The 13,333-nt window shown below is 64.5% G+C and carries 11 protein-coding genes; 1 reads left to right on the plus strand and 10 read right to left on the minus strand.

Going from position 1 to position 13,333, the window contains the following annotated elements; genetic code table 11:
• Positions 1-23: 23 nt before the first annotated feature.
• Both QX094_RS30470 and QX094_RS30475 read right to left on the minus strand, forming a co-directional pair.
• Positions 24-1,016 carry an AraC family transcriptional regulator gene (locus QX094_RS30470; protein ID WP_316188422.1) on the minus strand — a complete coding sequence of 331 codons (993 nt, stop codon included), beginning with the start codon at positions 1,014-1,016 and terminating at the stop codon, positions 24-26.
• Between the two features lie 439 nt (positions 1,017-1,455).
• Positions 1,456-2,448, minus strand: a complete 993-nt coding sequence (locus QX094_RS30475) for an AraC family transcriptional regulator (protein ID WP_316188423.1) — start codon at positions 2,446-2,448, stop codon at positions 1,456-1,458.
• Between the two features lie 678 nt (positions 2,449-3,126).
• Here QX094_RS30475 and QX094_RS30480 point away from each other — a divergent pair.
• Positions 3,127-3,501 (plus strand): hypothetical protein, encoded by a 375-nt coding sequence (locus QX094_RS30480; protein WP_316188424.1) that lies wholly within the window; start codon positions 3,127-3,129, stop codon positions 3,499-3,501.
• Between the two features lie 631 nt (positions 3,502-4,132).
• On the opposite strand, the gene QX094_RS30485 is transcribed toward QX094_RS30480, so the two are convergent.
• The 8 genes from QX094_RS30485 to QX094_RS30520 form a co-directional block, all read right to left on the minus strand.
• Positions 4,133-5,107, minus strand: a complete 975-nt coding sequence (locus QX094_RS30485; RefSeq protein WP_316164524.1) for an oligopeptide/dipeptide ABC transporter ATP-binding protein — start codon at positions 5,105-5,107, stop codon at positions 4,133-4,135.
• On the minus strand, positions 5,104-6,093 hold the full coding sequence (locus tag QX094_RS30490) for an ABC transporter ATP-binding protein (RefSeq protein ID WP_316164840.1): 990 nt from the start codon (positions 6,091-6,093) through the stop codon (positions 5,104-5,106). Before QX094_RS30490 ends, QX094_RS30485 begins: the two co-directional genes overlap by 4 nt.
• Positions 6,094-6,127: 34 nt before the next feature.
• The gene (locus tag QX094_RS30495; RefSeq protein ID WP_316188425.1) at positions 6,128-7,045 is read right to left on the minus strand and encodes an ABC transporter permease; all 918 of its coding nucleotides are present in this window, start codon (positions 7,043-7,045) and stop codon (positions 6,128-6,130) included.
• Positions 7,042-7,983: an ABC transporter permease gene (locus QX094_RS30500; protein WP_316188426.1), complete on the minus strand. Its 942-nt coding sequence runs from the start codon at positions 7,981-7,983 to the stop codon at positions 7,042-7,044. The genes QX094_RS30495 and QX094_RS30500 overlap by 4 nt, the downstream gene beginning before the upstream one ends.
• A 15-nt stretch (positions 7,984-7,998) precedes the next feature.
• Complete coding sequence (locus QX094_RS30505) at positions 7,999-9,600, minus strand: ABC transporter substrate-binding protein (protein ID WP_316188427.1); 1,602 nt, start codon at positions 9,598-9,600, stop codon at positions 7,999-8,001.
• Between the two features lie 229 nt (positions 9,601-9,829).
• Positions 9,830-10,789 carry an N-carbamoyl-D-amino-acid hydrolase gene (locus QX094_RS30510; protein WP_316188428.1) on the minus strand — a complete coding sequence of 320 codons (960 nt, stop codon included), beginning with the start codon at positions 10,787-10,789 and terminating at the stop codon, positions 9,830-9,832.
• A gap of 75 nt (positions 10,790-10,864) precedes the next feature.
• Positions 10,865-12,394 carry an aldehyde dehydrogenase family protein gene (locus QX094_RS30515; protein WP_316188429.1) on the minus strand — a complete coding sequence of 510 codons (1,530 nt, stop codon included), beginning with the start codon at positions 12,392-12,394 and terminating at the stop codon, positions 10,865-10,867.
• Positions 12,395-12,404: 10 nt separating this feature from the next.
• The gene (locus tag QX094_RS30520) at positions 12,405-13,286 is read right to left on the minus strand and encodes an NAD(P)-dependent oxidoreductase (protein ID WP_315827465.1); all 882 of its coding nucleotides are present in this window, start codon (positions 13,284-13,286) and stop codon (positions 12,405-12,407) included.
• Positions 13,287-13,333 lie beyond the last annotated feature (47 nt).

A 13,333-nucleotide genomic window follows, 5' to 3' on the forward strand; every position in this document is an offset into this window, starting at 1 on the left:
GGACGAAGCTTCTGTCAGGCGAGCTAGGCGGCTCGCCGCGAGCGCGAGAGAGTGTCGGATGGAAGCTCACCGAACATCTCGCGATAGTCTCTCGCGAAGTGTCCGAGATTTCCGAAGCCGCAATTGTAGGCGACTGCAGAGACGGAGGTGCGCTGATCTGCCCCCGAGAGCATCTGCTTTGCCCGTCGCAATCGCACCGTTTTCGCAAACGCCATCGGCGAGTATCCGCGGCTCTTCTTGAACGCAGTATAGAGCGCGCGGATGCTGACGCCTGTCTGCGATGCCAGCGCCTCGATCGTGATGGCGCGGTCCCAAGAAGCCTCGATATACTCCTCGGCCAGCCGGACGATGCGCGGCACGACATCCTTTTCGGCTCTCTCCAACAGCTCGCTGAAATTGTGGCGGTGAGCCGACAGGAAGGAAACGATGAGAGCCTGCTCCAGTTCGACGAGCACCGCGCGCGGCAGCTCTGTCGCCGTCGCATCCAGCTGATGAGCGAGGAACATCGCCAGATCGCGCAAGACCAGAGCGTTCGGCTGCACCGCAGCCGCCATGGGATCGAACCTGAGGACGCCAGCCGGCTTTGCGCCCAGGAGCGTCGTCAACGACCTTTCCAGCGCCCCCGTACTTATTCGAAGAATGAGCTGCGCATAACCTGGCTCGAACACAATCCTGATCGGTTCACCCGGCGGAATTATACAGGCCTGCCGCTCAGTTATCGCGATCGCCGTGCGATTTAGAACGGTCAAAGCTCTGCCTTTGAGGCCAATTTGCAGGCGCGCGAAGTCGCCCTCCGGGAACTTGACGACCGACGTTCCCCCGTCATATGAACAAAAGCCAAGGCCGATATTCGCAAGCCGAAGGTAGTTGCCCACCCCCAGGAAGCCATCTGGCTTGGTGACTGTGAAGCCAGTTGCCCCGTAGACGGTACGCAACGCGTGCTCCATCGCCTCTGGATCGTCTGTACGAATGACGGGAGCGCGGCTCAGCAGGCTTACGGATTGATCTAGGTTCATCGGAAGATGGTACCTCGGTTTGACCGAACTGATACTCCGGGAAAACACCGGTCAGCGGCGAGGTGTCGCAGTTCCATCTTCTTCATCGATGCGCTTCAATTTCCTTCCGGATTACTACTTGGCCTCATCTCATGAGGTCTGCGCTGGACGACGCGGCAACCCTCCCGCCTACCCCCGAGAGAATATCCGCCATGAAGTTGAAGCTCGCTACGCGTATCCAGCAGCGACGTCAGGTGAACGTGACCCGAACAAGTTGAAAAGCGCGGCGCTTTCTACGAGACGAGAATATTCGAAAGACCTGACCCGCTTCTTAGCGCCTCGCCGCAGTCGGACGGCGTCATCATGATTGGCTCTCAGCTTGACTTGGCGACCCGCGCTTTGCTTCGCCGCTGCCCAAGCGCTATTGGGACTGGCCTGACCGACGCTTCTGTCAGGCGAGCTAGGCGGCTCGCCGCGAGCGCGACAGAGTGTCGGATGGAAGCTCACCGAACATCTCGCGATAGTCTCTCGCGAAGTGTCCCAGATTTCCGAAGCCGCAATTGTAGGCGACTGCAGAGACGGAGGTGCGCTGATCTGCCCCCGAGAGCATCTGCTTTGCCCGTCGCAATCGCACCGTTTTCGCAAACGCCATCGGCGAGTATCCGCGGCTCTTCTTGAACGCAGTATAGAGCGCGCGGATGCTGACGCCTGTCTGCGATGCCAGCGCCTCGATCGTGATGGCGCGGTCCCAAGAAGCCTCGATATACTCCTCGGCCAGCCGGACGATGCGCGGCACGACATCCTTTTCGGCTCTCTCCAACAGCTCGCTGAAATTGTGGCGGTGAGCCGACAGGAAGGAAACGATGAGAGCCTGCTCCAGTTCGACGAGCACCGCGCGCGGCAGCTCTGTCGCCGTCGCATCCAACTGATGAGCGAGAAACATCGCCAGATCGCGCAAGACCAGAGCGTTCGGCTGCACCGCAGCCGCTATGGGATCAAACTTGAGGACACCGGCTGGCTTTGCACCGAGCAGCGTCGTCAATGTCTGCTCCAACGCCCTCGCGCTTATTCGAAGAATGAGCTGCTCATAACCTGGCTCGAACACAATCCTGTTGGGTTCGCCAGGCGCAACTATGCAGGACTGCCGTTCGGTTATCGCGATCGCCGTGCGATTCAGAACGGTCAAAGCGCTGCCTTTGAGGCCAATTTGCAGGCGCGCGTAGTCGCTTTCCGGGAACTTGACGACCGCCCTCGCCCCGCCATAGGCACAAAAGCCAAGGCCGATATTCGCAAGCCGAAGATAGTTGCCCACCCCCAGGAAGCCATCTGCCTTGGTGACTGCGAAGCCCGTTGCCCCATAGACCGTACGCAACGCGTGCTCCATCGCCTCCGGATCGTCCGTACGAATGACGGGAGCCCGGCTCAATAGGCTCACGGATCGGTCCAAGTTCATCGGTCTGTCCTCGCTCACGGCTCGCTTGAATACCGAAGAGTACGTCCTCCCGACTGATCCAAGTCAACTCCGAGAAACTCCCGTCACGCGGCAGGCGGCCAGGCGGCCAGGCGGCCAGGCGCCGCAGCTCGATCATGTTCCCGACTTCTCACATGTTAATTTGAGCAGGTAACTGGCTAGTGTTGCGGCTAATTCTGAGCAACGTTTGCAGAGTTTGGACTTGAGAATAACTTCAAAATCGCCGCGCGACGCGCTTCAATCTCGTTGAGATGAGCAGGCAGCAGGTTCTGTCGAGTGCGACCGTAAGAGAGGGGATGAACGTGGCGGCACGGGAACCGGCATCCCGGCGAAGTGGAACTCATGAGTTCCGTGCTGGACGAGGCGGTGATCCCCTGCCCAAGGCCGGGCAAAACTCCACCACGAAATCAAGACTCGCCAGGCGCATCCTCGCAGCGACAGACAGGGTTGAACGTGACCGAGCGAGCCGAGACCCGCGGCACTTTTGGGAGACGATAATGTTCGGAACACCAACACACCTAACCGGCGACGCTCGGCGCTTGAGATTCTCGATCTTGCGAAGCAGGTCACCGAAGCGATGAACTTATGCCCTTGTCACAACGCGAACCTGGCAACGTCCACACGCCTGTCGATATGAGGCGAGATGAAGTGAGTCCAATCATGCTTATCAAGACGGTCACGTTGCATTCTCTTAGTTATCTTGTAGGCATTACCAGTTCAGTGGCGGTGCACCAGGTCATCCCCTCGCCGGGCACAGCGAGCGTCTTCCAGTCTGGCACGACTGCAATAGGTCATCAGCAGGTCGCCAATCGCTCGACCAAGAGCGATAAGTTGCCAATCAGGCAGGCAAAGCGTCAACTCAACGTGCCAAGTTTCAATTTCGGAACCAACTGTAAACCGCCGATTGATGTCCGTGGGCGCTGCTTTGCAGACGCCGGAGGGACCCGCAAGGTCGCGCTGTCCGCTCGCGGCCCCCTTCGCGGCATACCGATTGTTTTGAACCAAATTGGTCCTGATGCGACAGATCTCGTGTAGTGGTGGTGCAGGCAAAATGACCGATATTCGAGGCGGCGACCTGTCCAATCATTCGGTATTGAAATCGCTAAGCAGAATCCGCACAGCAAAGCTACACCTCGGTCGGCCGACGTCGCACCAATCGACAGAGGCCGCCCTGCTGTCGCAGATCGCGCTTTGCGACGTTCTATTGGACGAAATTCAATCGGTCGCCCGCAGCCTGAAGCGGGCGAGGCCGTGCCCCGGTGAGCCGACGCCTGGTCGCAACCGGGCGCGGCTGCGGTACCATTCCTCAAGACATGATCTGCAGCGACGACGCGCGGCGCAGCGATGCCGCATGCCGTCGAAGTTTCGTTCGGTCGCCACCTAGCCCGGACGAGCGCAGCAACATCCGGGTTCGCCGACACGGCACGCAAGACCGCTGGCGCCGACACGCGTCCTGCGCGCCGGCTGTCGCTCATGCGGGCTACGCGCTGCGCCCATATCCGCGCGAGAAACGCACCATCTCTCCTCCCTCATTGCGAGCTGCGCTCGCAATGAGGATTGGCGCGGCAGTCTCGTGCGTCAAGCTGTCATTCGCACCGGGCGCAGTGGGCAGGTCGCTTCGCGGCTTTCGCCGCGTAGCGCCTTTGCCCACCCTACGCTACTACAACTACGCATTCTCCAGATGGCACGCCACCCACTGGTCCTCGCCCTTCAGACGCAGCTCGGGCGCCTCCATTCGGCAGCGGTCGAATGCGAGAGGGCAGCGGGTGTTGAAGCGGCAGCCCTTGGGCGGGTTGACGGGGCTGGGAACGTCGCCCTTGAGAATGATCGGGGTGCGCTCGGCGCCGGGTTCGGGAATTGGGACGGCTGAGAGAAGCGCCCTGGTGTAGGGATGGCCGGGAGACGCAAAGATCTGCCGTCTGGGGGCGAGCTCGACGATGCGGCCGAGATACATCACGGCGACGCGGTGCGTCATGTGCTCGACGATGGCGAGATCGTGGCTGATGAACAGCAGCGCGAGGCCGAATTCGCGCTGCAGGTCCTGCAGGAGGTTGACGATCTGCGCCTTGACGGAGACGTCGAGCGCGGAGACCGCCTCGTCGCAGACGATCACGTCGGGCTTGGCGGCGAGCGCCCGCGCAATGCCGATGCGCTGGCGCTGGCCGCCGGAGAATTCGTGCGGGCGGCGGTTCACGGCGTCGCGCGGCAGCCGGACGATCTCCATCAGCTCGGCAATGCGCGCATCGCGCTCGGCCGCAGTCTTGGCGAGGCCGAAATTGTTGATCGGCTCGGCCAGGATGTCGCGGATCCGCATCCGCGGGTTGAGGCTGGAGAACGGGTCCTGGAACACGACCTGAACGCGGCGGCGCATGTCGCGCAGGCTGCCCGGGCCGAGATCGTCGATCCGCGTGCCGTCGAGCACGATCTGGCCGGCCGTGATGTCGAACAGGCGCAGGATGGCGCGGCCGACGGTGGACTTGCCGCAGCCGGATTCGCCGACCAGCGACAACGTCTCGCCGCGCGCGATCTCGAACGACACGCCGTCGACGGCGTGCACCCGGCTCTTGGCTCGCCCAAACAGGCCGCTGCGGATCGGGAAATGCTTCTTGAGGTCGTTGACCTGGAGCAGCGGCATGGTCATGCGGCGGCCTGCTCCTTGGCAGCGAAATGGCAGGCGGCGATGTGATGCTTGGCCTTCTGCTCCAGCCCCGGCGCATATTGGCGGCAGACGTCGGTGGCAAGCGCGCAGCGGCCGGCGAACACGCAGCCCTCGATGCGCTGCTTGAGGTCCGGCACCTGGCCGGGAATTTCCGCGAGACGCCTGGTTTCGCCCGACAGCGACGAGCCGAGCTTGGGCAGCGCGCCGAGCAGGCCCTGAGTGTAGGGATGGCGGGGCGAGCGGAACAGCTCCCTGACCGGCGCTTCCTCGACCTTGCGGCCGGCATACATCACCATCACGCGCTCGGCGACCTCGGCGACGACGCCGAGATCATGGGTGATCAGGACGATGGCTGCACCGACGCGCTGCTTCAATTCCAGCATCAGCTTGAGGATCTGCGCCTGGATGGTGACGTCGAGCGCTGTGGTCGGCTCGTCCGCAATCAGGAGCTTCGGGTTGCAGGCCAGCGCCATCGCGATCATCACGCGCTGGCGCATGCCGCCGGACAGCTGGTGCGGATATTCGCGCACGCGGCGCGCCGGCTCGGGGATGCCGACCAGCGTCAGCATCTCCACCGCGCGCGCTTCCGCCTGCGCCTGGTCGAGCCCCTGATGCAGCCGCAGGGTCTCGCCGATCTGGCGGCCGACCGTCAGCACCGGGTTGAGGCTCGTCATCGGCTCCTGGAAGATCATCGAGATGTCGTTGCCGCGGAGCTGACGCATCTCGCGGTCGGGGAGCTTAAGAATGTCCCTGCCCTCGAGCTTGATCGAGCCCGCGATCTTGCCCGGCGGCTCCGGGATCAGCCGCATCATCGACATTGACGTCACCGACTTGCCGCAGCCGGATTCGCCGACGATGGCGAGCGTCTCGCCGGGGTTGACGTGGAAGGAGACGCCATCGACGGCACGGTTGATGCCGGTCGGCGTGCGGAAATGGACCTGGAGATTCTCGACCTCGAGCAGCGGCATCATTTGAGCTCCCGGCGATCTCTGACTGCGCTGCTCATGGGCTCTTCGCCATGCGCGGGTCGAGCGCGTCGCGGAGGCCGTCGCCGACAAGGTTGACGGCGAGCACGGTCACCGAGAGGAACGCGGCGGGGAAGAACACGATGAAGGGCTTGACCTGCCACAGCGCGCGGCCTTCGGCCATGATGTTGCCCCAGGACGGGATGGTCGGCGGCGTGCCGGCGCCGATGAAGGACAGGATCGCCTCGGTGATCATCGCGCTGGCGCAGATGTAGGTCGCCTGCACCAGCATCGGCGCCATGGTGTTGGGCAGGATGTGGCGCAGGATCACCATCGGCGTGCGCGTGCCCGAGGCGACCGCGCCATCGACATAGGGCTGCTCTCGCAAGCTCAGGACGACACCGCGCACCAGCCGCGCCACGCGCGGGATCTCGGCAATGGTGATGGCGAGGATGACGTTGCCGACGCTGCCACGCGTCAGCGCCATCAGCGCCACCGCGAGCAGGATCGGCGGTATCGACATCAGCCCGTCCATGCAGCGCATCAGGACGCCATCGGCCCAGCGCAGGAAGCCGGCGACAAGACCGATGGTGAGGCCGATCAGGGAGGCGCCGAGCGCCACCGCGAGGCCGACCGTCAGCGAGACGCGGGTGCCATAGAGCACGCGGGAATAAATGTCGCGGCCGAGCGCATCGGTGCCGAACCAGAAATCCGCCGACGGCAGCCGCGTGCGCTTGGCCGGCGCGATCGCGGTGGGATCGACGGTGAAGAGGAATGGCGCGAACACGCCGATGATGACGAGCAGCAGCAGGAGCGCGCCGCCGATCGCAACCGTCGGATGGTTGCGCAGGAAGCCGATGGCGCCGCGCCGGATCTTCGGCGCGACCATCAGGTCGGGCAGAACAGGCGCGAGGACGAGGCCTGGCGGCGGCGATGTGGAGGTCGTGGCGGTCAATAGCGGATCCTCGGGTCGACCAGGGTGTAGGTGACGTCGATCAGGAGATTGACGAGCACGTAGACGAAGCTGAACAAGAGCACGATGCCCTGGATGACCGGATAGTCACGGCGCAGGATGGCATCGATCGTGAGCCGGCCAAGGCCCGGAATGGCGAACACGCTCTCGGTGACGACGGCGCCGCCGATCAGGAGCGCGATGCCGATACCGACGACGGTGACGATCGGCACCGCGGCATTCTTCAGCGCATGGATGAACAGGATGCCGCCCTGCCCCAGGCCCTTGGCGCGCGCGGTGCGGATGTAGTCCTGCTGCAGCACCTCGAGCATCGCGGCGCGAGTGATGCGCGCGATCAGCGCGATGTAGACGCAGCCGAGCGCGACCGACGGCAGGATCAGGTTCTGCAGCCACGGCCAGAACCCTTGGGCCAGCGGCGTGTAGCCCTGCACCGGAAGCCAATCGAACTTCAGCGCGAAGACGTAGGCCAGGATGTAGCCGACCACGAACACCGGGACCGAGAAACCGAACACGGCGAACGCCATGATGATCCGATCGATCCAGGTGCCAGCCTTCCAGGCCGCGATGACACCGAGCGGCACGGCGATGATGATCGTGAGGACCAGGGTGACCATCATCAGCGACAGCGTCGGCTCGATACGCTGGGCAATCAATGCCGACACCGGCAGGTTGGTGAAGATCGAGGTGCCCAGATCGAAGTGCAGCAGACGCCAAACCCAGCTGCCGAACTGGACCAGGAATGGCTGGTCCAGTCCGAGATTGGCTCTGATACGCTCGACGTCGGCCGGGCTCGCCTGGTCGCCTGCGATCACAACGGCCGGATCACCCGGCGCGATGTAGAGCAGGCTGAAGACGAACAGCGCGACGATCGCCATCACCGGCAGCGTCGACAGGACTCGGCGGAGCGCATAGGTGAGCATGGGAGGTCTTTCGCCCTATGCGGTCTTCGACACGCCCCAGAACAAGGGGATCGGCCCCTTGGTCACGCCCGAGACGTTCTTGCGCCAAGCGGTATAGCCGAGGAAGAAGCCGGTGGGCGCGAACACGACGTCGTCGATCGCCGCCTTGTTGATGCGCGCGGCGACCGCCTTCTCCTCGTCGAGCGACTTGGCGGCGAACCAGTCGGTGATCTCCTTCTCCACCGGCTCGCTGGTCGGCCAGCCGAACCAGGCCTTGTCGCCATTGGCCCGCAGCGCGGTGTAGGCGGCCGGGTTGATGCAGTCGGCACCTGCGTGCCAGGTGTGGAACATGTGCCAGCCGCCTTGCGAAGGCGGCGTCTTCTGCGCGCGGCGGGCGCCGACGGTGCCCCAATCGGTGGCGACGAAGTCGACGGTCATGCCGAGCTTCTTGAGGAGATCGGCGGTAACGTCGCCGAATGCCTTGGTGATCGGCTGGTCCTGCGCGACGACGCAGGTGATCGGCTCCCCCTTATAGCCGGCCTCCTCAAGCAGCTTCTTGGCCGCCGCGAAATCGCGTTTGCCTTTGAGGATGTCGCCGCCCGCCTCGGTATAGAGCGGCGTGTCCGGCGTGAAGAAGCCGGGCAGCGGCTTCCACAGCGCGTTGTCGTCGCCGACCAGCGCGCGCATATAATCTTCCTGGCTCATCGCCATGAGGATCGCCTGGCGCGCCTTCACGTTGTTGAACGGCGCATGCAGGTGGTTCATGCGGAACGAGCCGACATTGCCGAGGGGATCGCCGATGTCGACGCCGATGTTCTTGTTGCCCTTCAGCACCGGCACGAGATCGGTGATCGGGTTCTCCCACCAGTCGACCTCACCATTCTGCAGCGCGGCAGCCGCGGTCGCAGGATCCGGCATGATCACCCATTCGACGCGATCGACCAGCACCTGCTTGCCGCCGGCGAGCCACACCGGCTTCTCCTGGCGCGGCACGTAGTCGGTGAACTTCTCGAACACGGCCTTGGCGCCCGGCACCCACTCGCCCTTGACGAATTTGAACGGGCCAGAGCCGACATATTCCGACATCTGCTTGAACGGGTCGGTCTGCGCAATGCGCTCGGGCATGATGAAGGCGCAGGGCGCATTGCCCTTGCCGAGCGCGAACAGCATCTTCGGATAGGGCTGCTTCAACACCCATTTGAAGGTCTTGTCGTCGACGGCCGTCAGTTCGTTCTGCAGCGCCTTCAGCATCAGGCCCATCGGATCGCGCGCCGACCAGCGCGTGAGGCTGGCGACGACGTCCTTGGCGAGCACCGGCTCGCCGTCATGGAATTTCAGTCCCGGGCGCAGCTTGAAGGTCCAGGTCAGGCCGTCGTCGGACACCTGCTCGGATTCCACCATCTGGCGCTGCGGCACGAACTGGTCGTCGATGCCGTACAGCGTGTCCCACACCATCGCGGCCGCGTTGCGCACGACATATTGCGTGCCCCAGATCGGATCGAAATTGGCGAGATTGGCCTGTGGCACAAAACGCAAGGTGCGTGCGGCAGCGCCTTGTGCGATCGCCGGTGCCGCAATCCCCGTCAGCGCCAGACCACCCGCGCCCGCCAATCCCTTCAATACCGTCCTGCGATCCATGTTCTCTCCTGATGCAACATGCCAAGTTCAATTGCCGAAATTATAAGCAAGGCCCATGCCATGCGCGTGGAGTGCATTCATTTGAACGCAAATGAGGCACGGAGCGCAAGCTTTTGCGTAGCCCCGGGCGAGCGCAGCGCCCCCGGGTTCTCCCGCACAGTTCATGCGAACCCGCATGTTGCTTTCGCTCATGCGGGCTACGGAAAGTGCCGTGCAGCAACATCGTGCGTCACGCCTGCTTTCTGACGGGCGAGCCGTCGGCCATCAGCGTCTCGCCCTTGCGTTCGACGATCATGCCGTAAGCCTGCGGCTGGCGATGGACGTCGAAGTTGAAGACCGTCTGCTTGTAGGATCTGCACAAATCGAGGTCACAGCGCGCCAGCGCGATCTCATCGCCCTTGGTGGCACAGGCCGCGACGATCTCGCCGGAGGGTGCGATGATGCAGCTGCCGGCGATGTGGTCGATGCCCTCCTCGATGCCTCCCTTGGCGACGCCGATGACCCAGGTGCCGTTCTGATAGGCACCGGACTGCATCACGAGGCGGTTGTGGAACAGCGAGAGATCGTCATGCTCCGGCGCGGGCGGATTGTGCACCGGCGTGTTGTAGCCGATCAGCACCATCTCGACGCCCTGCAGCCCCATCACGCGATAGGTCTCCGGCCAGCGGCGGTCGTTGCAGATCGCCATGCCGATGACGCCACCGAAGGCGCTCGCGACGCCGAAGCGCTTGCCGGGCTCGAAATAGCGCTTTTCCAGGTGCTGGAACTTGCGCCACGGCTCGTGCTCGGCATGTCCCGGCAGATGCACCTTGCGGTATTTCGAGACGATCGCGCCGGTCTTGTCGACGAGAATGGCGGTATTGTAGCGGTGCACGATGCCGCCCTCGAGCGCCAGCTCGGCATAGCCCAGGCAGAAGCCGATGCGCAGCTCCTTCGCGAGCGCGAACAAGGCCTGCGTTTCCGGCCCCGGCATCTCGCGCTCGAAATAGAGGTCGATCTCGGCCTGATCGGCCATGTACCAGCGCGGGAAGAACGTCGTCAGCGCGAGCTCGGGATAAACGATCAGGTCGCAGCCATTGGCGTGCGCCTGCCGCATCAACGCCATCAGTCGCGCAACCACCGCGATCCGTGTTTCGCTCTTGGCAATCGGGCCGAGCTGACCAATGGCGACGTTGACGAAGCGCGGCATGTTTCCGTTCCTTATTTCGGAACTAAATGGTCGTTCCGTGGCGCGCAGCTCTTGCACCGATCATGCCATGCCCGCTCAGTCGCGCAAGCCCGGCGCGTAGCCGAACGCCACGGCCGGCTCGGCCGCGGTCTCGACCCACACGCTCTTCACCTGCGTGTATTCGTACAGCGCCTCGATGCCGGAGGAGCGGCCATGGCCGCTGTTGTTGTAGCCGCCGAACGGCGAGGCGACGTTGATGGTCTTGTAGGCGTTGATCCAGAACGTCCCGGCCTTGACCTGTGCTGCGACGCGATGCGCGCGCGCGACATCCCTGGTCCACACCGCGCCCGCGAGGCCGAACTCGCTGTCATTGGCGATCGCGATCGCCTCCGCCTCGGTGTCGAAGCGGATCGCGGCGACGACCGGACCAAACACCTCCTTGCGCGCGATACCCATGGCGTTGGTGACGTTCTTGAGCACGGTCGGCTTGACGAAATATCCGCCGTCCTGCGCCACGCCATTTGCGCCAGCGGCGATCTCCGCCCCCTCCGCCGCGCCTTCCCGGATCAACGACAGCACGTGATCATATTGCCTGGCGTTGTTGATCGGACCGATCTCGGTGTCCGCCGACAGCGGATCGCCGCATTTGATCTTCACTGCACCTTTTGCAACCAGATCGACGAAGCGGTCATAGACCGCGCTCTGCACCAGCAGCCTGGAGCCGGCGACGCAGCTCTGTCCGGCGCCGCCGAAGATCGCGGCCTGCGCGCCGACGGCGGCGCGTTCGAGATCGGCATCGGCGAACACGATGTTGGCGGACTTGCCGCCGAGCTCGAGCACCGACGGCAACAGCCTGCGCGCCGCAGCCTCGCCGATCAGCCGCCCGGTCGGTACCGAGCCGACGAACACCACCTTCCTGACCGCAGGCTGCGCCAGCGCCGCCTGCCCCGTGGTGTGGCCGAAACCGGCGAGCACGTTGACGACGCCCTTCGGCAAGCCCGTGCGTTCGGCGATGCCTGCCAGCGCCAGCGAGGTCAGCGGCGTCAGCTCCGAGGGCTTGAGCAGCACGGCGTTGCCCATGCTGATCGCTGGCGCGATCTGCCAGCCCGCGGTGAAGATCGGCGCATTCCACGGCGTGATCTGCAGCACCACGCCCATCGGCTCGCGACGCGTGTAGTTGAGATGGCTTGAGGGCACCGGGATGACGTCGCCGTGGAATTTGTCGGCCCAGCCGGCATAGTACTCGAACATCTCCGCGACCTTGGCGACCTCGCCCCTGGTGTCGCGGATCGGCTTGCCGGCGGACAGCGCTTCCAGATGCGCCAGCGGCTCGGCCGCGGCGAGGATCGCCCGCGCCACCGCCTGCATCACGCGGCCGCGGCCCGCGGCGGTCAGCTTCACCCATTCCGCCTGCCCCGCCCCCGCAGCAGCAGCCGCCTTGGCCGCCACGTCGGCACCGGCATCGGCATAGGTGAACAGCAATCTGCCGGTGGCGGGATCATTCACCGAGACCGTCGCGCCATCGCCGACGATCAGGTCACCGCCGACATGGGAGCCAACGGCCTCCAAGTCAGGCCAGAACGGCAGCGTGGCGGCGCGCAGGCGGGGATCGATGAAATGGGTCATGGCGGCACGCTCACGGCTTCGGCATCGGACCGAGCTGCAGCTCGACGATGCGGTTGAAATCATCAGTGTCGGCGATGCTGGCGGCGCTGTCCGCCCAGATGCGCGCGGTGTCGGCGGCCATCGGCAGCGACAGTCCGAGCTCGCCGATGAACTGCGCCGCGAGCCTGACGTCCTTGCGCATCAGCTGCATGGTGAAGCCGGAGTCGAAGGCGCCGTTGAGAATCCAGTTGGGCACGTTGACGAGCGTGACGCCGGAGCGGCCGGAGCCGGCATTGAGCCCTTCGAGCAGCCGCACTGCGTCGACGCCCGCCGCATCGGCGATGCGCAGCGCCTCCGCGGCGGTGAGCAGATGCGCGGCGCAGAGAAGATTGTTGACGATCTTGGCGACGTTGCCGGCGCCGACGCCGCCGACATGGACGCGCTTGGCGCTCATGCGCTCCAGCACCGGCAGCACGCGCGCGAGATCATCGCCATCGGCGCCGATCACCATCGTCATGGTGCCGGTCGCCGCGCCCTTCGGCCCGCCGCTGACCGGCGCATCGACGAAGCCCATGCCGCGCGCCTTGAGAAGGGCTGCGAGCCGGCGCGAGGTCTCGGGATGCGAGGTCGAGGTGTCGACGATGACGACGCCGGCCCTGGCCTGCGCGAGGATACCGCCGGCGCCTTCCACGACATCGGCGACGATGCCGGCGGTCGGCAGCGACAGGATCACGATGTCGGCGGCGGCGATCACGCCGCCGATGCCGTCGGCAATCGCGATGCCCTCGGCCGCGAGCGCCGCGCGCGTCGCGGCTAGCGTGTCGTAGCCGGTGACGGCGAAGCCCGCGCCCTTCAGCGTCAGCGCCATACCGCGCCCCATGTTGCCAAGTCCGATGATGCCGACCGCGGTCACGAGGCCTCCTGCCAGATTTGCCTCGCCAGCGTAGCCGCGCAATTCCG

The organism is Bradyrhizobium sp. SZCCHNS1050 (genome assembly GCF_032484785.1).
Taxonomy (GTDB): Bacteria; Pseudomonadota; Alphaproteobacteria; order Rhizobiales; family Xanthobacteraceae; genus Bradyrhizobium.